The organism is Desulfovibrio sp. ZJ746, from assembly GCF_011039155.1.
Classification (GTDB): domain Bacteria; phylum Desulfobacterota; class Desulfovibrionia; order Desulfovibrionales; family Desulfovibrionaceae; genus Desulfovibrio.
In genome coordinates this window covers 94,896-113,632 of the sequence record NZ_JAAKEK010000005.1, presented here as the reverse complement: position 1 = coordinate 113,632, position 18,737 = coordinate 94,896, and the positions used below count along the sequence as shown (strand labels likewise).

Genomic DNA, 18,737 nt, shown 5'->3' with positions numbered 1-18,737 from the left:
GAAACGAGAAGAGGAACGGCACATGAACAAAGCGGCAAATGCCTATTTTCAAACCAAGGTCAGCACCACAGATCAGGGGCAGCTGCTCCTCATGCTCTATGACGGCGCGCTGCGCTATCTCCAGCAGGCGCGGGACAAGATGCTCGCCAAGGATTTCGCGGGCAAGGGCATCCTCATCTCCAAGGTCATCGACATCGTCAACGAGCTATCCTCCTCGTTGAACATGGAGAAGGGCGGCAGCCTCGCCACCAACCTCAACAACCTGTACATCCTCTGCACGGCAAGGCTGCTCCAGGCCAACCTCAAGATGAACATCGAGTCGCTGGACAGCGTGGTGCAGATATTGTCGGGCCTGCGCGGCGCCTATGCCCAGATCATCGAGACGCCCGAGGCCCGCAAGGCCGCGGCCGAGATCGCCGGGCGCATGCAGCCCGTGGGCTCGGTGAGCAAGAAGGCCCAGCCCCTCATGCAGGGCACCACGGCCGCCGTGCCGCGCACGCACGCCCAGGCCGTCTATGGCCGCAACGCCATGCGCCCCCAGGCTCCCGCAGCGCCCGCAGCTCCGGCTGCGCCCGCCGGCGCACCGGCGGCTCCGGCCGCCCCCGCGGCTGCGGCAAATCCTGCCGCCGCGGCAGCCCCGGCGCAGCCCGCTGCCGCGCCGGTGCCCCCGCAAGCGGCTCCTCAGGCCGCTGCCCAGGCTGTGCAGGCCCCCCGCGCCCATGTGCAGCAGTTCGCGGCCCCGCAGCAGCCCGCCCCGGCTGCCGGCATGCACGGCCCGGCCGGCGCGCCCGGCATGCCCCGCGGCATGCGGCTCCCCGGCGCCTATGCGCGGGGCTGAGGCAGCTTCGGCGATACCTTTCCCCTCGAGCGCCGGAACCGGGACTTCCCGGCGCCGGCGCTTTACTCATGGGGCGAAACAAGGTAGAAAAAGGCACGAGAAGCGCCAGCAGGCGCTTCAGCCCTTAACCTGCATCCACAGGAGGTCATCCATGAAATACCTGCGTACCCTCGCCATCCTCGCCGCGCTGGCGGCGCCCCTTGCCTTTGCCCTGCCCGCCCAGTCCGCCACCATGGACAAGGCCGCGGGCGGCTTCTCCGGCCCGGTGAGCGGCGCCCAGGCCGACACCGTGGCCAAGGCCCTGACCCTCGGCGATGACGCCCCGGTGGTGCTCACCGGCAACATCGTCTCGCAGGTGGCGGGCAAGAAAGACAAGTTCATCTTCAAGGACGCCACGGGCGAAGTGCGCATGGAGATCGACCGCAAGGTCTTCGCCGGCCAGAGCGTGACCCCCGAGAACACCGTGCGCATCGTGGGCAAGGTGGACAAGGACCTCGGCAAGGACGTGAAGATCGAGGCCAAGTCGCTTGAAATCGTGAAGTAATCGCCCATCACGGCAAGGGCGGGGTTGCTTCGGCGCCCCGCCTTTTTCGTCTTTGCCCCGCTTTTTGGCCGCACGCCGACCTTGGCGGGCAGCTATTTTTGCATGCCCCCCTTTTTCCAGGAGCCGCCCGTGAGCCACCCTGCCGAGCGCCTGAAACCGCGCGGAAAGCGCCCGAGGCGCTTTTGGTGGGCCATGGGCGCGGCACTCGTGCTGGCGGCGGCGTTCCTGCTCTGGCGCTGCGGCGGTAGCGGGCCGGAGCGGCCAGGCATGGGCGCTGATGCGCCGCCGGTGCGCGTGGCCATCGCCGTGGCGCAGGATGTGCCGCACTTCTTGAACGGCCTCGGCACCGTGCTCCCCTCGAGCGATGTGCTCGTCAAGAGCCGGGTGGACGGCCAGCTCCTGAGGCTGCATTTTCAGGAGGGGCAGCGCGTTGCCGCGGGCGACCTTTTGGCCGAGATCGACCCGCGCCCCTTTCAGGCGGCGCTCACCGAGGCCGAAGGCCACCTCGCCCGTGACCGCGCGCAGCTTGAGAACGCCCGGCGCGACCTTGCGCGCTATGCGAAGCTGACCAAGGGCGACTATATCGCGGGCCAGCAGTACGAGACGCAGCGCGCCCTCGTGCGCCAGTACGAAGGCACCGTGGAGGCCGACCAGGCCGCGGTGGACTCGGCGCGGCTGCAACTGGAATACAGCCGCATCACGGCGCCTGTGGGCGGGCGCCTCGGGCTGCGCGCCGTGGACGAGGGCAACCAGGTCAAGAGCTCGGACGCCTCGGGCATCGTGCGCATCACCGAGGTGAGCCCCTGCGATGTGCTCTTCACCCTGCCGGAAAGCCAGGTGGGCCTCATCACCCAGGCCCTCAGGCGGCGCGAGGCCGACCCCGCGCTTCCGCCGCTTCTTGTGCAGGCTTGGGACAGGGAGCAGAAAAAGCTCCTCGGCGTGGGCGAGCTCATCTCGCTCGACAACCAGATCGACGCGGCCACCGGCACCGTGCGCCTCAAGGCGCGCTTCGCCAATGCGGATGCAAGCCTCTATCCCAACCAGTTCGTCAACGCGCGCCTGCTCGTGCAGACCTTGCACGATGCCGTCACCATCCCGGCGGCTGCCGTGCAGCTTGGTTCGCGCGGCTCCTATGTGTATCTCGTGAAAAAGGAGGAGCGCGACGGCGTCGGGACCGATGTGGCCATCCTGCGCGAGGTCAGGCCCGGCATCGAGGCCGGGAGGATAGCCGTCATCGACAGCGGCGTGGCGCCCGGCGACATGGTGGTGGTGGACGGCGTGGACCGCCTGCGCGACGGCATCCGCGTCCGCGTGGCCGCCACCGTGGAGACCCCGCGGGCCGAGGATCCCGCCGGGCCCGGAGCTGCCCCGGAGCCGGCCGAAGCGGGCGAGGCGACCGCCGGCGCGGACGCGCCATGAACATCTCGCGCCTCTTCATCCTCCGGCCCATCGCCACCTCACTCCTCATGGTGGCGCTTTTGCTTTCCGGGCTGCTCGCCTACCGTTCCCTGCCCGTGGCGGCGCTGCCGCAGATCGACTACCCGACCATCCAGGTGCAGACCCTCTATCCCGGCGCCTCGCCGGATGTCATGGCCTCGGTGGTCACGGCCCCGCTGGAGCGGCAGTTCGGCGTCATGCCCGGCCTCACGCAGATGAGCTCGCTCTCCTCGGCCGGAGCCTCGGTCATCACGCTCCAGTTCGACCTCTCCGTGCCGCTGGACGTGGCCGAGCAGGAGGTGCAGGCGGCCATCAACGCGGCGGACAACCTGCTGCCGCGTGACCTGCCCAATCCGCCCATATACAACAAGGTCAACCCGGCGGACCCGCCCATCATCACCCTTGCCGCCACCAGCGACGCCGTACCGCTCACGCGGCTGGAAGACCTCGTGGACACGCGCCTCGCCCAGAAGATCTCGCAATTGCCCGGCGTGGGCCTCGTGACGCTGTCCGGCGGCCAGCGGCCGGCCGTGCGCATCCAGGCCAATCCCAAGGCGCTCGCTTCCGCCGGGCTCACCCTCGCCGATGTGCGCTCGGCCATCTCCTCCGCCAATGTCAACGGCGCCAAGGGCAGCTTTGACGGGCCCGAGCGCGCGAGCACCATCGACGCCAACGACCAGCTCGCCTCGGCGGCCGAATACGCGCAGGCCATCATCGGCTACAAGGACGGGGCGCCGCTCAGGCTCCAGGACGTGGCCGAGGTGGTGGACGGCGCGGAGAACGCGCGCCTCGCCGCCTATGTGGCCGTGCGCGGTGCCGGGGGCGCGGACGAGTTCCGGCCGGCCATCGTGCTTTCCGTGCAGCGCCAGCCCGGCGCCAATGTCATCAGCGTGGCCGACAGCGTGACGCGGCTTCTGCCGCGCCTGCAGGAGACACTCCCGGGAAATGTGCAGGTGCGCGTGGTCACGGACCGCACCGTCACCATCCGCGCCACCGTGCATGACGTGCAGCTCGAGCTTTTGCTCTCCATTGCGCTCGTCATCGGCGTCATCTGGCTGTTTTTGCGCAATGCCGAGGCCACCTTCATCCCGGCGCTGGCCGTGCCGCTCTCCCTGGTGGGCGCGCTCGGCGTCATGTATCTCGCCGGTTACTCGCTGAACAACCTCACGCTCATGGCGCTCGTCATCGCCACCGGCTTTGTGGTGGACGATGCCATCGTGGTCATCGAGAACATCACCCGCTACCTCGAAAGCGGCGAACGGCCCCTCGAGGCCGCGCTCACCGGCGCGGGCCAGATCGGCTTCACCATCATCTCCCTGACCATCTCCCTCGTGGCGGTGCTCATCCCGCTGCTCTTCATGGGCGACGTGGCGGGCAGGCTCTTTCGGGAATTCGCGGTCACGCTGGCCGTGACCATCCTCATCTCGGCGGTCATCTCGCTCACGCTCACGCCCATGCTCTGCGCGGTGATGCTCCGGCCCGAGCGGCACGGGGCGCCCAGGCGCGAGGAGCCGGGGCGTTTTTTCGCCCGCCTGCTCGCGTGGTATGAGGAGAAGCTCGATGTGGTGCTCCGCCACCAACGCGTAACGCTCGCCGTGGCGCTTGCCACCATGGCGCTCACCGTGGCTCTCTATGTGCTCGTGCCCAAGGGCTTCTTCCCGGTGCAGGATACGGGCGTCATCCAGGGCATCGCCGAGGCGCCGCAGGACACTTCCTTCGAGGCCATGGCCGGGCGCCAGCGGGAGCTTGCGGACCTGCTTCTGCGCGACCCGGCTGTCGCCAGCGTGGTCTTTTTCGTGGGCGTGGACGGCATCAACCAGAGCCTCGCCACCTCGCGGCTCACCATCGCGCTCACGCCCCTGGCCGACCGCGACGCCCGCGCGCCGGCCATCGCGCGCCGGCTCATGGCCGAGGCGGAGCACGTGCCCGGGCTCTCGCTCTATCTCCAGCCCGTGCAGGACCTGACCATTGAGGACCGCATCTCGCGCACCCAATACCAGTTCAGCGTGGAAGCGCTTGACCGCGCCCAGCTTGACGAATGGATACCGCGCATGACCGCCGCGCTGGCGGAGCTCCCCGAGCTCTCGCACGTGACGAGCGACTTGCGGGCCCCGGGGCGCATGGCCTGGCTCGACATCAACCGCGACGCGGCCGCGCGCCTCGGCATCAGCATGACCGACATCGACAACGCGCTCTATGACGCGCTGGGCCAGCGGCTCGTCTCCACCATCTTCACCCAGACCAACCAGTACAAGGTGGTGCTGGAGGTGGCGCCGCGCTTCCGCATAGGGCCCGGCTCCCTCGGGGACATCCATGTGCGCGGCACTGGCGGCGAGGCCGTGCCGCTCACGAGCGTGGCCACGCTCTCCGAAAAGCCGGTGCCGCTCTCCATCGCGCGGCAGGGGCAGTTCCCGGTGGCGACCATCTCCTTCAATGTGGCGCCCGGCTCCTCCCTGGGCGCTGCCGTGGACGCGGTGCTGGGCGAGGAAAAGCGCCTCGGCCTGCCCGCGGCCCTGCGCACGGAATTCCAGGGCGCGGCCAGGGCCTTCCTCTCCTCGGCGGACAACCAGGTCTGGCTCATCCTCGCGGCCATCGTGACCATGTATATCGTGCTCGGCGTGCTTTACGAGAGCTATGTGCACCCGCTGACCATCCTCTCCACGCTCCCCTCGGCCGGCGTGGGTGCGCTGCTCGCGCTCATGTTCGCGGACATGGAGCTCGGCGTCGTGGGCATCATCGGCATCATCCTGCTCATCGGCATCGTGAAGAAGAACGCCATCATGATGATCGACTTCGCGCTGGAGGCCGAGCGCGGCGAGGGCCTGGCGCCGGAGGCCGCCATCCGCCAGGCCTGCCTCCTCCGGCTTCGGCCCATCCTCATGACCACCATGGCCGCGCTTTTGGGGGCGCTGCCGCTCATGATCGGCTGGGGCATGGGCGCGGAGCTCAGGCGCCCGCTGGGCGTGACCATGGTGGGCGGCCTCATCGTGAGCCAGGCGCTCACCCTGTTCACCACGCCGGTCATCTACCTCTGGTTCGACCGCCTGAGCCGGGGCTTTGCCGCGCGCCGCGGCCGGCCAGCGGGCCTGCGTGCGCGTGGGAAGGCGGAAGCATGAGCGGGGAGGGGAAGCGGCGCCGGCGCCTGGGGCCGGAATTCTTGCCGTGGAACATTTCCGCGCCCTTTATCCGGCGCCCGGTGGCGACCACACTCCTCACCATCGCCGTGGCGCTGGCGGGCATGGTGTCCTTCGGACTTTTGCCCGTTGCGCCGCTCCCCGAGGTGGACTTTCCCGTGGTGGTCGCCCGCGCGCGCATGCCCGGCGCGGGCCCCGAGACCATGGCCGCCACTGTGGCCACGCCGCTGGAGCGCGCCCTCGGCCGCATCGCCGGCGTGACGGAAATGACCTCCACGAGCAGCCTCGGGTCGAGCAACGTGGTCCTCCAATTCGACCTCGACAGGAACATCGACGGCGCCGCGCGCGACGTGCAGGCGGCCATCAACGCCGCGCGCTCCACCTTGCCCACCATGCCGTCCAATCCCTCCTACCGCAAGGTGAACCCGGCGGGCGCGCCCATCATGATCCTCTCCATCACCTCGGACGTGCTCACCCGCGCGCAGCTCTATGACGCGGCCTCCACGGTGCTCGCGCAGAAGATCTCGCAGATCCCGGGCGTGGGCGAGGTCACGGTGGGCGGCGGGGCGCTCCCGGCCGTGCGCGTGGAGGCCATCCCCGACGCGGTCTCGCGCCTCGGCCTCTCCATGGAGGACGTTCGCAAGACGCTCGCGGGCGCGAATGCCTTTTTGCCCAAGGGCATGCTCGAAAACGGCGAGCACTCCTGGCTCGTGGGCGCCAGCGACCAGCTCGGCACGGCCGAGGATTACCGCCCGCTCATCGTGGCGCAGAAGGACGGCGGCACCATCCGCCTCGGCGATGTGGCGAAAGTGGAGGATTCCTCGCAGGATGTGCGCAACATGGCCGTGGCCAACGGGCGGCCGGCCATCCTGCTCATCGTTTTCCGCTCGCCCGGCGCCAACATCATCGAGACCGTGGACCGGGTGAAGGCCATGCTGCCGCAGTTGCGCGCGTGGCTGCCCGAAAGCGCGGACCTCACCCTGCGCATGGACCGCTCCATCACCATCCGCGCCTCGCTGCGCGAGGTGGAAAAGAGCCTCATGCTCGCCATGGGGCTCGTGGTGCTCGTGACTTTTCTTTTCCTGCGCAACGTGCGCGCCACGGCCATCCCGGCGGTGGCCGCGCCGGTCTCGCTCATCGCCACTTTCGGGGTCATGTATCTCTGCGGCTACAGCCTCGACAATCTTTCGCTCATGGCGCTCACCGTCTCCACGGGCTTTGTGGTGGACGACGCCATCGTGGTGCTCGAGAACATCGTGCGCCGCCTTGAGCTGGGCGAGAGCCCCCTGCGGGCGGCCCTGCGCGGGGCGCGCGAGGTGGGCTTCACCGTCATTTCCATTTCGCTCTCGCTCGTGGCCGTGTTCGCGCCCATCGTCTTCATGGGCGGCGTGGTGGGGCGGCTCTTCCGCGAATTCGCCGTGGTGCTGACGGCCGCCGTGCTCGTGTCCATGCTTGTCTCGCTCACGACCACGCCCATGATGTGCGCGCAGATGCTCAGGCCCTTCGACGAGCAGGTGAGGCGCCGCAAGGCGCAGCTCAAGGCCCTGCGCGCCGGGGGCCTGGGGCCGCTGGCCCGCTGGATGACGCGGGCGGGCATGTGGTGGGGCGCCGGGCTCGCGCGGCTCCAGGGCGCCTATGCCGTGAGCCTTGATACGGTGCTGCGCCATCCGCGCCTCACGCTGCTCGGGCTTTTGCTCGTCATCGCCGGCAATGTGTGGCTCTATGTCATCATCCCCAAGGGCTTCTTCCCGCAGCAGGATACGGGCGTCATCATGGGCGGCATCAGGGCGGACCAGAGCGCGTCCTTCCAGTCCATCCAGGGCAAGCTCGAAAAGCTCGTCAATGTCATCCGGGCCGACCCGGCGGTGGAGCAGGTCTCGGCGCACATTTCCGGCGCGCGCGCGGGCGGCGGCGTCTTCATCGCCCTGAAGCCCCTCGAGGAGCGCAAGGTGGGCGCCGAGGCCGTCATCGGGCGCCTCAGGGCGCAGCTTTCCGCCGAGCCTGGCCTGCGCATCTTCCTTCGTCCCGCGCAGGACATCATGATGGGCGGCAGAAGCTCGCGCTCGCAATACCAGTACACCCTTCAGGCGGACGACCTCGAAGCCCTGCGCCTCTGGGGGCGCCGCCTTCAGGAAGCGCTCTCCCGCGACCCTCTTTTCAAGGACGTGGACAGCGACATTGAGGAGCGCGGCCTCCAGACCATGCTCGATGTCAACCGCGACGCCCTCGCGCGCGCGGGCCTGACCATGAACGACGTGGACACGGCCCTCAACAATGCCTTCGGCCAACGGCAGGTTTCCACCATTTACCGCGACAAGAACCAGTACCGCGTGGTGCTCGAATACGGGCCCGACTGGCTCGAGGGCGCGGAGGCGCTGGACAAGGTGCGCCTGCCCGGCAAGGACGGCCTCGTGCCCCTGCTCTCCGTGGCGAGCGTGGGGCCGGCCTTCGCGCCGCTTTCCGTGGCGCATCAGGGGCAGTTCGCTGCGGTGACGGTGTCGTTCAACCTTGCGGAGGGGGCCTCGCTCTCGCAGGCGCAGGCCGCCATCGCCGAAACGCGCGTGCGCATCGGCATGCCGGCGGACATCGTGGGCAGCTTTCAGGGCACGGCCAAGATGTACAGCGACACCATGCGCAATCAGGTGGTCATGATCCTGGCGGCGCTGGCCGCGCTCTATATCGTGCTCGGCGTGCTCTACGAGAGCCTGGTGCATCCGCTGACCATCCTTTCCACGCTGCCGTCGGCCGGGGGCGGGGCGCTCCTGGCGCTCATGGCCTGCGGCATGGAGTTCAGCGTCATCGCGCTCATCGGGGTGCTGTTGCTCGCGGGCATCGTCAAGAAAAACGCCATCATGATGATCGATTTCGCGCTGGAGGCGCAGCGCGCGCGCCGCCTCACGCCCGAAACCGCCATTCGCGAGGCCTGCGCCCTGCGCTTCAGGCCCATCATGATGACCACGGCCGCGGCCATCCTCGGCGCCGTGCCGCTGGCCCTCGGACACGGGGACGGCGCGGAGATCCGGCGCCCGCTCGGTGTCGCCATCGTGGGCGGCCTTCTGCTGAGCCAGTTGCTCACGCTCTACACCACGCCGGTGGTCTATCTCTGCCTCGACCATGCACGCATCCGCGCCCGCAGGCTCTGGCTCAGGCTGCGCTATGGGCGCGAGCGCGCCCACAGGCTCGAACTCCTGGGGCGGAAGGCATGACAGCGCGGAAGGGGGAACAGATGCCCAGGCCGGTGGAGGTCGTTTTCAACAGCCGGCGGGAGGAAAAGGCCGACCTCGGGGTGCTTGTGGCCGGGGCGCGCCTTGCACGCAACTTCCATGCGGGCTTGCCCGGATATGTGCCCACGCCGCTGGTGGAGCTCCGGGCGCTCGCGCGGCGGCTCGGGCTCGGGGCCGTGTTCGTCAAGGACGAATCGCGCCGCTTCGGGCTCGAGGCGTTCAAGGGGCTCGGCTCCGCCTGGGCGGTGGCGCGCCTGCTTGGGGAGCGGCTGGGCGTGGCGCCCCACGCGCTGGATTTTGCGCGCTTGCGCGCGGCGCGGGCGCAGGTGGGGGAGCTCACCTTCGTCACGGCCACGGACGGCAATCACGGCCGGGGTCTTGCATGGGCCGCCGGCCTCTTGGGCCACCGGGCGCGTGTCTTCATGCCCACCGGGGCCTCGGCGGCGCGCGTCGCGGCCATCCGCGCCTTGGGCGCGGAATGCACGGTCACGGAACTGGCCTATGACGACGCGGTGCGCCACGCGGCGGCGCAGGCCCGGGAGACAGGCGGCATCCTCGTGCAGGATACGGCCTGGGAAGGCTATGAGAAGGTCCCCTCGTGGATCATGGAGGGCTACGGCACGCTCGCGCTGGAAGCGTCGGAGCAGCTTGCGGGCATGGGGGGCCAAGGACCGACCCATGTTTTTGTGCAGGCGGGTGTCGGCTCCTTCGCTGCCGCCATGGTGTCGTGCCTCGGGGCGGTGCCGGGAACCCGGGGGCTGGCGCAGCCGCGCTTCGTGAGCGTGGAGCCGCATGCCGCGGACTGCGTGTTCCGCTCGCTGGCTGCCGGGGACGGACGCCCCCGCACCTGCCCGGGCAGTCTTGAAACGCTCATGGCCGGGCTTTCCTGTGGGGAGGTGAGCGCGCTGGCGTGGCCCCTGCTGTCAGCCACGCTGCATGCCGCCTGCGCTTGCCCGGATGACGTGGCGCGGCTCGGGATGCGCCTTTTGGCGCATCCGCTCGGGGAAGACCCGGCTCTCGTTTCAGGGGAGTCCGGCGCCGTGGGCGCGGGCCTGCTCCACTGGCTCATGCGGCCGGAAGAGAGCCCGGAAACCCACGGGGACGCGGCCAAGGCGCGGGAAGCATTGGGCCTCGGCCCAAGGGCGCGGGTGCTCATCATCAGCACCGAGGGCGCCACGGACCCGGCCGTTTGGGAAGCCGTCACCGGGCTTTTCGCGGCCGCGGCTCCCCTTCATCAATCCTGAGCGGGGCTTGCTTTCCGGCCTAGGCCTTGTCGGTGAGTTCCACGGTGATGTGGTCGGCCTCGCGGTTGCGCAGGGAGATGGTCACGCCGGAAAGGCGCAGGGCCACCGGGTCCTTGAGGGGCGCGCGGCCCACCACGGAAACCTTGGCGCCGGGGATGAGCCCCATGTCGCGGATGCGGCGATTGACCTCGCCGGCCGCCTCCACCCGGGCGATCTTGCCCTGCTGGCCCACCTTCATCTTGCGCAGACTGATGATCTCGCCCATGGCCGCTCCTCTGCTTGCGCGCCGGTTGCCCTCACGCGCGTCCGGCATGGCGCTCACTCACGCCATGTACCGCAAATTTGTCATGGGGCAAGAGTTGCGCAAAGCGGCGCGGGTGTCAAGAAAAAAGAAAATCATTTTCATTTTACCCGCTTATGAGAAGGCGCCGGACGGGCGACGAAAGCGGCAAAAAAACGCGGAGAGGAGGGACGTTACGCCGCAGGTCGGATGAGCCCGCGTCCAAGCAGCAGCGCCGCCAGTGGCGTGAGCGGCAGCCCGACAACGGTGCTCCACGCGCCGTCAAGCCGCTCGGCGAGGAAGGCGCCGCGGCCTTGCACGGCATAGGCGCCGGCCTTGTCGTCAGGCTCCCCCGTGCGCGCATAGGCCTCAAGCACAGCGCGCGGCCAGTCCGCAAAGGTCACGCGGGCCGTATCCGTGAGACCTTCTTCGTGGGGGCCTGGCCAGCTTTTGGGCAGGCGCAGGGCGACGGCGCTCGTCACCGAATGCGTGCGCCCGGCGAGCTGTTCCAGCATGGCAAGTGCCTCGGCGCTGTCGCGGGGCTTGCCCAGGATGCGCCCGTCCAGACAGACCACGGTATCCGCCGCAATGACAAGGCTTGCGGAAGCCTCCCCGGACGGCAGGAGGGAACGCACGCGGCCGGCCTTGCTCCTCGCGGCGCGCAGGGCATAGGCGGCGGCATCTTCGCCGGCTGCGGGGCGCGGCTCCTCCTCATCGGGCGCGGTGAGGACGGTAAAAGGCAGGCCCCACGAAGCGAGAAGCTCGCGCCGGCGTGGCGAGGCCGAGGCGAGCACCACCCGCACGCCCGGGGCGGCCACGAAGAGCGCGGGCGCGGCCGGTGCAGCGGGCGTCTGGCCGTCCATCCCGTTCAGCAGCCCGGGGCGGGGCACGAAGCTGCCGGTGCATGGCGCAGGATCTCGCCGCCGTCCATGGCGAGCACGCGGAAGACGCCGTCTTCATACAGGCCGTAGCTGCGCGGGAAGCCCTGCTTGGGCAGCGAGAGGGAGCCCGGGTTCCAGAAATGGAGGCCGTCCAGGGTCTCGCCGCGCGGCACATGGGTATGCCCGCGCAGGATGACCGTGCCCGCAGGAAGGCTAGGAACGGGCGGCGCCTCGGGCAGCCGGTGGCCGTGGCAGGCGAAGATGCGCAAGCCATCCACATCCAGCCACGCGCTTTCCGGCATGGGGAAGGGCATGAGGCACACGTCCACCTCGGCGTCGCAATTGCCGCGCACGGCGGTGACGGGCGGCCGCATGGCGGTGAGCCCGGGCATGTCGTGCAAGAGGCCCGGGGTGTCATAGCCCGGCGGCAGGGGATTGCGCGGGCCGTGATAGACGAGGTCGCCCAAGAGCACCACCATGTCCGGCGCGAGCTCCCGGATGCGGTCTTCCAGAAAGTGCAGGCTCTGGAGCGAGCCGTGCAGGTCGGAGGCGATGAGCAGGCGCATCAGGCTTTGCCCCCGGCGTGGTCGCGTTCCCACTTGTCGCGGGGAATGGCCTCTTCCACGAGCATGACGGGAATCTCGTCCCGCACCGGGTAGACCACGCCGCAGGCCTCGCAGGCGAAGCCGGTGGTGCCCCCCCCACACTCAAGTGCCGCGAGGTCGCCGAGGCATTCGGGGCAGGCCAGCAGGCGCAAGAGTTCTTCAGTATTCATGACGGCTCCTTGTGCGGCGTTCAGCGCCCCCACAGCGCCAGCAGCGGGCCAGCCGGGAGGAGCGCTTCCAGCGGCATTTCCACCTTTTGCACGCCCGCGGCCCACGGGGCCACCTGGTAGGGCTGAAAATTGATGCAGATGCCCTCGGGCGTGAGCGTCAGGCTGGAAAAGTTCTCCACCAGCGGCGCGGTGCCCGCTTCCAGCACGGTGAGGCGCGTCGTGGCGCCGAGGCGCGGGGCAAGCTCCTTGCGCGACCAGTCGGACATGAGCGTGAGCGCGGTCTCGGGCTTCTCGAACAGGTCCATGAAGGCGAGGCGTTGCCCGGTGAGCAGGCTGTAATTGAGCGTGAGGATGTCCAGGTTGCCCTGAAGCGCGCCCGTGTAGTTCCAGATCTCAAAGGTGATGCTGATGGCCGCGTCCGACGGGCGGCTGATGCTGTAGGAGCCCCAGAGCTCGAAGGCCGGGCGCTGCTCCGTGGCGCTGTCCGCTTCCATCACGTCGTGGACGGGAAGCATGTCGGCATCGGTGAGGCCGGGACGGCTCAGGTCCAGGTGGGCCTCAAAGGCGTTGGCGATGCCCGTGACCCAGGCGCGGATGTCCGCGTCAACCGAGGGCGAACCCACGGATGGATAGTCGATATGGATGACGGCCCCCTGCGGGTCCGCCGGGCCCCCGGGGAGCGGCCTTTGCAGCAGGTGATTGATGACGCCGGGCCACTGCGAGCCGGAGAGCTGCGCCGCGGCATCCTCGGGAGTGGCGGGGAGGCTGTCGGGGGGAGATGCCGCTGCGGAAGTTGGCGCGTTTGCCGTGGTGTCAGGCGTGGCCGGGCGCGCGGTATCAGTCCCCTGCGGCGATGCGGCGGCAGCGGCCAGCAAACGGGGCGTCGCCGCGAAGGCGCCGCCGGGCAGGCCCGCGACAAGCGCCGCCATAAGCAGGGGCACGGCAGCGCCCAAAGCCCACAGGCAAGCCCTGACCGCACCGGGGAACGGCATGGGAAACATGGAAGCCAGCTTGGAGGGATGCCGGGCGCCCGCTACTTGCGCCCGCCGGCTGCGCCGTCCTTGGCGGGGGGCGTGTCGGCGTCATCCGCCTTGGCCGCCTTGGCAGCTTCGGTCCAGATAGCGGGCTCGGGCCCGGCGGCGGCCAGCGCCGCGAGCGGCATTTCCACCTGCTGCGGCCCGGCGGACCAGGGCCCCACCTGGTAGGGCTGGAACTGGATGGTGACGCCCGCGGGCGTGAGCGCGAGCTCGCCGAAATTGTTGAGCTCCGGCGCTGTGCCCTCGCGGATCATCTCTTCGTCCGACTCCTCGCCGAGGCTCTTGGTGAGGTGTTCCCGCGCATAGGCCGACATGAGCTCGAGCGCCTTTTCCGGGTTCTTGAAGAGGTCGGCGAAGTCCAGGCGCTTGCCTGTGGCGAGGTCATAGTTGCGGCAGGTGATGACGAGGTTGCCGTGCGCGCCGCCCGTGTAGCTGTAGACATTGAAGATGACGCTCACCACCTTGGGCGAGGGGCGCTCGAGGCTGTACATCCCCGTGAGGTCCCACACGCCGTAGCTGCCCGGCTTTTCGCCGTCCGGGGCGATGCTGGCGCGCACCTCCTCTTCGTAGGAGCGCATCACGCCCTCGGCCCAGGAGCGGATGTCCGCATCCACGGCCTCGGCCCGGAAGGCCGGATAGTTGAGGCTCACCTTGGGGGTGCCGTCGCCGCCGCCCTGGAGATGGACATTCATCACGCCGGGATAGACGGCCTGTTCCGGGGCGGCGTTTTCCGGCTCGGGAGCCGCCGCCGGGCTTTCCTGGGCGATGCTTTCGATGTGGGACACGCCCGCCTCCTGGGAAGCGGCCTGGCCTTCCGGCGCGGCAGCCTTTGCGGCGCCGGGGGCCTTGGCCGCGGCTGCTGCGTCTTCAGCGGGAGCGTTCGGGCGCGCCTCGGCGCCTGCCGCCTTCGCGTACGGAGCAGTGAGAAGGAGGGCCGCCACGAGAATCACGAAAAGCGCGAAGGGAGAAAAAGCTGTACGCTGCATGCCGTTTCCTCATGCTTGGGGCGCGCAGCGGGCCGGCCTCAAGGCCTGAAGCCACGCCTAAGCGCCCATACGCCGCGCCGGTGCCAGACTAGGATCAGCACGGCGAGCACCAGATAGAGCCCCGCATACACATTGTGCAGGCGCAAGGGGTCGTGCGCCAGCCCCAAAAAGGCTTCCAGCTGCGCGTCATAGAGCGGCGAGAGCAGCTGGGCCGCGAAAAGCGTCAGCAGGGCGATGGCCTCGCGGACGCGCAGGTGCAGGTCCGCCAGGAGGGCCACTGCGAACAGGGATTGCCCCGCCGTCAGTAGTATTTCCTGAAACTGGTGGCTGTCAAGGTTTATGGGCGGATAAAATCCGCCGGAGGAGGCGGCGTAAACCCCTGGGATCATGCCCACGAGCAGCGTCCACTGGTTGAGCTTGGAGGAGAGCAGGCTGCCGAGCGCCAGCGCAGCATTGCCGCGAAAGGCGAACATGAGCGCCACGATGAATTCCGGCGCTTCCGAGGCGATGGGCGCGAGCCACTGCACGAGCAGGAACTCATTGACGCCCAGGATCTTGCCGCTGGCGACAAGGCTTTCGCTGAAAGGTTCCGCATTGCAGAGGATGACGCACGCCGCGAACACAAAGAGGCAGATGATGGTCGCAAGGCGCGCCGGTCGCGAGAGCCTCGCCAGCGCCGCGGCGGGGCCTTCGGGTTCTTCGTCGGCGCAGGGGCGGTGCGCCACGATCCAGATATACCATATATAGATGCAGAGCAGGACGACGCCGTCCACCCAGGTGAGCGAGCCCTTGACCGGGATGAAGAGCGCGTAGACCGTCGCCATGCCGAGGAAGAGCACGTCCGTGCGCTTGTCGGCGGGCAGCACCACGCCCTTGTGGTAGCGGGCCGCGAAAATGAGCACGATGGCCGACCAGCCCACGCCGATGAGCAGCCGGTTGGCGCCGGTCATGTTGGCGATGGCATAGTGGGAGTAGGGGCCGGCGGGGTCCTGCCCGGCCATCCACGTGAAATACATGTCCACGGCGTATTCGGGGAGCACGGCGATGAAGGCCACCACGGCCACGGCGATGGCTTGGGGGATGTCGAGCTGCGCCACCTCGCAGGCCCAGGTCAGCAAAAAGGATGCGCCGAGAATGGCCACGCCCGCGAGGAGCGCCGTGATGAGCGGCGAGATCTCCGGGTGCAGCACGCGGAGCGCGAGCCCGGGAATGGTCAGCAAAATGGCGAGAAGGAAAGGCCTGAGTGCGCGGAGGGACATGCGTTCTCCTGGCGGTATCGGGGCGGGGGCCCCAAAAACAAAAAAGACCCCGGCATGCCTGCCAAGGTCTCACTCATCGGCGAAGCCGACGACGGCGCCAGACCGTGAGGTCATGCTGTTGACGCCGTCCGGGCCTCAAGAGCCCAGTTACTCCCCTTGTGCGGCGACTATGCGCGCGAGCGGGCGCCCTGTCAAGGGGCCGGGCTCGGCGGCGCTGCTGGAGCCCCTGTGGGGCGCGTTTTTTGGGCTCAGGCCGCGCCCCCGGGAAAAAGCGCAAAAAATGCTTGCCAAGTTCCTCAAACAAGGCTAAGAAAATTCCTCACGCCGAGGTGGTGGAACTGGTAGACACGCTATCTTGAGGGGGTAGTGGCAATTGCTGTGCGGGTTCGAGTCCCGCCCTCGGCACCAGGAGAGAATCCAACAAAGTCCCGCAAGGTCCGAAAAACCTTGCGGGACTTAGCTTTTGGGCGACGGCACGTCCAACGGGGTGCGGGGAAGAGCAGGGGCAAAACGCAAAAAAGACGGTATGAGGAACGGTACGAGCCGAAATGGAGGAGAGGCTTCCAGAAAAATACCGTCGCCCCGAAACCCCTTGCCAGCAAAGGATTTGCGCCATGCCACTGAACGCCACCATGCTTCGGAATTTGAAGTCCGCCGGTACTCCGACAAAGCTCGCCGACTCCGAGGGGCTTTACCTCTACCTGTCCGCATCCGGGGGAAAACTCTGGCGCATAGACACCCGTTTTGGCGGCGAGCGAAAGACGCTCAGCGGCGGCGCGTATCCCGCCGTGCCCCTGAAAGAAGCCCGGCGGAAGCGCGACAGGGCCAGGGAACTGCCTGCCAAGGACATCGACTCCGGCGCGCAGAAGAAAGCCGCCAAGGAAGAGGCGAAGGCGGCCGCCCTCAGACCAGCAGAATCCAAGGGATTATGGCCAACTGGCTTACTCCCTTTTTTATAGGAAGCACAGCTCCAGCCACGCGGGAGGGGTCATAGAAAAAATCCCCGCACGGGCGGGGATTAGGACAAGAACGGGTTCAACGAAAGGCGCTATTGCTGTCCTATGACATCCAGAAACACAAGGGGTTCTGCGCCTGTATTCTTGAGCGCATGGGAATCGCCTTTCCGCGCAATGGTGATGTCTCCCGCCTTCACCGGGGTTTCCTTGCCCGCGGTGTCCGTAAACACGCCTTCTCCTGAAACGATGATATAGGCGTCCTCATTCGCTTCATGCTTGTGCATGCCGATTGAGGCGCCCGGCTCAAGGCGCATCCAGCCGATTTCCTTTATCGCCCAGTCTTTCAGGGCGTCGTTGCGGGTATGGGAGAACTTGCCGTAAAGAACGCCCTCCCCGCCCGCGACCTTGTCGCGATCCCATGTTTTTAATTGCTCCTTCGGATAGAGCTGCGGGGCCTTCTCTTCCCCGGCGGCAAACGCAACGCCGCCGCAGAATGCGCAAAAGACCGTCAGGATCATCAAACGCTTAAGCATGCCTTCCCTCCAAAAGCCGTTGGCAGGTTGAAAAAACATCAGGGCAATACTCATATTTTTAATAGGAAAAGTCCAGCCCCCAAGCCGGGATAATGATTTTAGATTTCAGGCCGTTGGCGAATCTGGCCTGAGCGGGGAATGCTGCCCATGGGGGCGCCGTGATGGGGCGCCCATACCGGCTTTTGGGAAGGGGACGGCTGCTTTTGCCATGAATGGTTCCTGCCGCTGGTTTTTAAACCGCCAAGCGCCTATTTTCCCGTTCATGGCCGCCCCTGTATCCTCACTGGCCACGTGAGCGTCTCGGCACAAAGGCGCAGTGCGCGTTGCCTGTGGGCACGCTTTCTGTGGCAAGGCGAGGGAGTGCGGTTTGCCGCATGGGGCGAACAAACCTGCAGGAAACTGTTATGGCGGGATGGGTGGGAGGGGAGGCCGCACCGCAGCCCTGCCGCGGCTTGTAAAAAAGTGGCATCAGAAAACCCGTGCTGGCGGCAGAGGCCACCCCGGGCTCCCGGCTCCTCTGGGGCTGCCCCTGCGCCTTCAGGGACGTGACAGCGGGGCCCCTGCGCCACCGAAAAATCCGGGGGTGGGGCAAATTATTGGCTGGACAAGATTGAAAGATTAAGAGAAACAGTATAATTTTTTTCGTGAATACATGCTACAGCTTCGGAGGCGGACCATGTTCCCGGAATTCAGCGGAGATTTCATCCAGTGGCTGCGCGGCTTTTACTACACCGCCACATGCGGCAACATGACAAGCGCCATGAAAGTGATGAACAGGAACCAGTCTGCCCTGACCTACCAGATCAAGAGCCTTGAGAAGGAATTTGGCGTAAAATTGTTCAGCGGCACGAAAAACAACCGCGTGCTCACCGAGGAGGGAAAGCTGTTGCTCAACCGGGCGACCCAGCTTTTCGGCTTCATTCAGGAGTTGCGCGAGCAGCTCGTGAACCTGCCCTCGGAGGTGCGCGGGGAACTCAGGGTCAGCGCCATGTTCTCCTTTTACAACCATGTCTTGCCGCAACTGGTGGAGCGCTTCTCCACGCGGCATCCTGATGTCTGCTTCCGCCTCAATTCCGGCTTCCTGGAAAGCACGCTTTTTGAGGAGGTGGGCACGGGCAAGGTGGATATGGCCATCCTCTCTTCAAGCCGCATCCCGGATGAACTTCTGACCGTGCCGCTTTTCACGAGCGACCTTGTCCTCATCACCCCTCCCTCCGTCCATCCGCCGGAGCAGGAGGGGGTATCCCTCTCCTTCATCCAGTCCCTCAAGCTGGGCGCGCCCACCCTCAATTCCAGCCTCTGGCTGAATGTGGCCAGCCAGTGCCAGCAATATGGCTATGCCCTGAAGCCCAAGCACATAATCGATCACCAGGACTGCCTGCTTCGCTGCGTGGGCGCGGGCATGTGCAGCGCCATCCTGGATGGCTTTGTGGTGGACGACATGGCCGACGGGCTGAAGGTGAATGTCTATCCCCTGAAGCACTTGTTCAAAAGCCGCGCCTATTACCTGATCATGCAGAAGGACGCCCCCTACCAGTACCCGCAGGTAAAGGCCTTTCACAGCTTCATAATGAACGAGTTTGAGGTGGGCATGTGGGAGTGAGGCCGC

General features: G+C 67.4%; 16 protein-coding genes and 1 tRNA gene. 9 read left to right on the top strand and 8 right to left on the bottom strand.

Features of this window, described 5'->3' with window-relative positions; genetic code table 11:
• The first annotated feature begins 22 nt into the window (after window positions 1-22).
• The 6 genes from fliS (at window position 23) to G7Y54_RS08965 (ending at window position 10,421) form a co-directional block, all read left to right on the top strand.
• A complete protein-coding gene (gene fliS / locus G7Y54_RS08990) occupies window positions 23-838 on the top strand; it encodes a flagellar export chaperone FliS (protein ID WP_241159438.1) in 816 nt (271 codons plus the stop codon).
• A 151-nt stretch (window positions 839-989) separates the two neighbouring features.
• Entirely contained in the window at window positions 990-1,382 is a 393-nt protein-coding gene (locus tag G7Y54_RS08985; protein WP_165078974.1) for a NirD/YgiW/YdeI family stress tolerance protein, read from the top strand.
• Between the two features lie 129 nt (window positions 1,383-1,511).
• Window positions 1,512-2,801: an MdtA/MuxA family multidrug efflux RND transporter periplasmic adaptor subunit gene (locus G7Y54_RS08980; protein WP_241159437.1), complete on the top strand. Its 1,290-nt coding sequence runs from the start codon at window positions 1,512-1,514 to the stop codon at window positions 2,799-2,801.
• Window positions 2,798-5,935, top strand: a complete 3,138-nt coding sequence (locus G7Y54_RS08975; protein WP_165078973.1) for a multidrug efflux RND transporter permease subunit — start codon at window positions 2,798-2,800, stop codon at window positions 5,933-5,935. Before G7Y54_RS08980 ends, G7Y54_RS08975 begins: the two co-directional genes overlap by 4 nt.
• Complete coding sequence (locus G7Y54_RS08970; protein WP_165078972.1) at window positions 5,932-9,159, top strand: efflux RND transporter permease subunit; 3,228 nt, start codon at window positions 5,932-5,934, stop codon at window positions 9,157-9,159. Before G7Y54_RS08975 ends, G7Y54_RS08970 begins: the two co-directional genes overlap by 4 nt.
• Window positions 9,156-10,421 carry a diaminopropionate ammonia-lyase gene (locus G7Y54_RS08965; protein ID WP_241159436.1) on the top strand — a complete coding sequence of 422 codons (1,266 nt, stop codon included), beginning with the start codon at window positions 9,156-9,158 and terminating at the stop codon, window positions 10,419-10,421. The genes G7Y54_RS08970 and G7Y54_RS08965 overlap by 4 nt, the downstream gene beginning before the upstream one ends.
• A gap of 19 nt (window positions 10,422-10,440) precedes the next feature.
• On the opposite strand, the gene G7Y54_RS08960 is transcribed toward G7Y54_RS08965, so the two are convergent.
• The 7 genes from G7Y54_RS08960 to G7Y54_RS08930 all read right to left on the bottom strand — a co-directional run bounded on the left by G7Y54_RS08960 (window position 10,441) and on the right by G7Y54_RS08930 (window position 15,639).
• Window positions 10,441-10,686 (bottom strand): FeoA family protein, encoded by a 246-nt coding sequence (locus tag G7Y54_RS08960; protein ID WP_165078971.1) that lies wholly within the window; start codon window positions 10,684-10,686, stop codon window positions 10,441-10,443.
• Window positions 10,687-10,895: 209 nt separating this feature from the next.
• Window positions 10,896-11,591 (bottom strand): Maf family protein, encoded by a 696-nt coding sequence (locus G7Y54_RS08955; protein ID WP_241159435.1) that lies wholly within the window; start codon window positions 11,589-11,591, stop codon window positions 10,896-10,898.
• Complete coding sequence (yfcE, locus tag G7Y54_RS08950; protein WP_165078970.1) at window positions 11,570-12,148, bottom strand: phosphodiesterase; 579 nt, start codon at window positions 12,146-12,148, stop codon at window positions 11,570-11,572. The genes G7Y54_RS08955 and yfcE overlap by 22 nt, the downstream gene beginning before the upstream one ends.
• Entirely contained in the window at window positions 12,148-12,357 is a 210-nt protein-coding gene (locus G7Y54_RS08945; protein ID WP_165078969.1) for a Trm112 family protein, read from the bottom strand. Before G7Y54_RS08945 ends, yfcE begins: the two co-directional genes overlap by 1 nt.
• A 20-nt stretch (window positions 12,358-12,377) precedes the next feature.
• The gene (locus G7Y54_RS08940; RefSeq protein ID WP_241159434.1) at window positions 12,378-13,298 is read right to left on the bottom strand and encodes a DUF3298 domain-containing protein; all 921 of its coding nucleotides are present in this window, start codon (window positions 13,296-13,298) and stop codon (window positions 12,378-12,380) included.
• A gap of 92 nt (window positions 13,299-13,390) precedes the next feature.
• Window positions 13,391-14,179, bottom strand: coding sequence for a DUF3298 and DUF4163 domain-containing protein (locus tag G7Y54_RS08935; RefSeq protein ID WP_241159433.1), 789 nt, complete (start codon window positions 14,177-14,179; stop codon window positions 13,391-13,393).
• 239 nt (window positions 14,180-14,418) lie between these two features.
• The gene (locus G7Y54_RS08930) at window positions 14,419-15,639 is read right to left on the bottom strand and encodes a sodium:calcium antiporter (RefSeq protein WP_165078967.1); all 1,221 of its coding nucleotides are present in this window, start codon (window positions 15,637-15,639) and stop codon (window positions 14,419-14,421) included.
• Between the two features lie 323 nt (window positions 15,640-15,962).
• On the opposite strand from G7Y54_RS08930, the gene G7Y54_RS08925 reads away from it, so the two are divergent.
• Together G7Y54_RS08925 and G7Y54_RS08920 are read left to right on the top strand one after the other, a co-directional pair.
• Window positions 15,963-16,047: transfer RNA gene (locus G7Y54_RS08925), tRNA-Leu, on the top strand.
• Between the two features lie 206 nt (window positions 16,048-16,253).
• The gene (locus G7Y54_RS08920; RefSeq protein ID WP_165078966.1) at window positions 16,254-16,598 is read left to right on the top strand and encodes an Arm DNA-binding domain-containing protein; all 345 of its coding nucleotides are present in this window, start codon (window positions 16,254-16,256) and stop codon (window positions 16,596-16,598) included.
• An 89-nt stretch (window positions 16,599-16,687) separates the two neighbouring features.
• Here the strand turns inward: G7Y54_RS08920 and G7Y54_RS08915 are convergent, their stop codons facing one another.
• Complete coding sequence (locus tag G7Y54_RS08915) at window positions 16,688-17,128, bottom strand: cupin domain-containing protein (protein ID WP_165078965.1); 441 nt, start codon at window positions 17,126-17,128, stop codon at window positions 16,688-16,690.
• A 676-nt stretch (window positions 17,129-17,804) separates the two neighbouring features.
• On the opposite strand from G7Y54_RS08915, the gene G7Y54_RS08910 reads away from it, so the two are divergent.
• The gene (locus G7Y54_RS08910) at window positions 17,805-18,731 is read left to right on the top strand and encodes a LysR family transcriptional regulator (RefSeq protein ID WP_165078964.1); all 927 of its coding nucleotides are present in this window, start codon (window positions 17,805-17,807) and stop codon (window positions 18,729-18,731) included.
• The last annotated feature ends 6 nt before the right edge of the window (window positions 18,732-18,737 follow it).

Bases quoted from the DNA above. Each gene is read 5' to 3' on its own strand.
- fliS (WP_241159438.1), top strand. From the start codon at position 23: ATGAACAAAGCGGCAAATGCCTATTTTCAAACCAAGGTCAGCACCACA.
- G7Y54_RS08985 (WP_165078974.1), top strand. From the start codon at position 990: ATGAAATACCTGCGTACCCTCGCCATCCTCGCCGCGCTGGCGGCGCCC.
- G7Y54_RS08975 (WP_165078973.1), top strand. From the start codon at position 2,798: ATGAACATCTCGCGCCTCTTCATCCTCCGGCCCATCGCCACCTCACTC.
- G7Y54_RS08970 (WP_165078972.1), top strand. From the start codon at position 5,932: ATGAGCGGGGAGGGGAAGCGGCGCCGGCGCCTGGGGCCGGAATTCTTG.
- G7Y54_RS08965 (WP_241159436.1), top strand. From the start codon at position 9,156: ATGACAGCGCGGAAGGGGGAACAGATGCCCAGGCCGGTGGAGGTCGTT.
- G7Y54_RS08960 (WP_165078971.1), bottom strand. From the start codon at position 10,686: ATGGGCGAGATCATCAGTCTGCGCAAGATGAAGGTGGGCCAGCAGGGC.
- yfcE (WP_165078970.1), bottom strand. From the start codon at position 12,148: ATGCGCCTGCTCATCGCCTCCGACCTGCACGGCTCGCTCCAGAGCCTG.
- G7Y54_RS08945 (WP_165078969.1), bottom strand. From the start codon at position 12,357: ATGAATACTGAAGAACTCTTGCGCCTGCTGGCCTGCCCCGAATGCCTC.
- G7Y54_RS08930 (WP_165078967.1), bottom strand. From the start codon at position 15,639: ATGTCCCTCCGCGCACTCAGGCCTTTCCTTCTCGCCATTTTGCTGACC.
- G7Y54_RS08920 (WP_165078966.1), top strand. From the start codon at position 16,254: ATGCCACTGAACGCCACCATGCTTCGGAATTTGAAGTCCGCCGGTACT.
- G7Y54_RS08915 (WP_165078965.1), bottom strand. From the start codon at position 17,128: ATGCTTAAGCGTTTGATGATCCTGACGGTCTTTTGCGCATTCTGCGGC.
- G7Y54_RS08910 (WP_165078964.1), top strand. From the start codon at position 17,805: ATGTTCCCGGAATTCAGCGGAGATTTCATCCAGTGGCTGCGCGGCTTT.